Source organism: Salmonella sp. SAL4457 (genome assembly GCF_046548235.1).
Lineage (GTDB): Bacteria > Pseudomonadota > Gammaproteobacteria > Enterobacterales > Enterobacteriaceae > Salmonella > Salmonella enterica.
The window spans coordinates 1-363 of sequence record NZ_JBGDZO010000142.1; the positions used below are offsets into that span (position 1 = coordinate 1).

1 pseudogene is annotated in these 363 nt (G+C 69.4%); it reads right to left on the reverse strand.

Annotation, left to right across the window (positions count from 1 at the left end):
* Positions 1-363 (reverse strand): annotated as a pseudogene (locus tag ACLJNW_RS23625) (aldehyde oxidase); the annotation flags it as partial.

A 363-nucleotide genomic window follows, 5' to 3' on the forward strand; every position in this document is an offset into this window, starting at 1 on the left:
TTGCCGGGTTGCTCGGCGAGCTTGCGGTACTCCGCCATCAGCGCCTCGGAACCACGCTTCTCGGCCTTGCTCTCGTCCCACTCGACCTTGAGCGCGTCGCGGCCTTGCTTCGCCGCCCAGAAGCCCTTGGCGACCACCGCCACGCCGTGCGGCACCTGGACCACCTCGACCACCCCCGGAATCGCCCTGGTCGCCGTGGCGTCGAACGATTTCACCGTAGCGCCGAACAGCGGCGGGCGCTGGAGCAGGGCGACCAGCATGCCGGGCAGGCTGACGTCGAGGGTGAATTGCGCACTGCCGTCGGTCTTGCCGGGAACGTCGACGCGCGGCGCCTGGTGACCGATCAGGCGGAAGTCCTTGGGA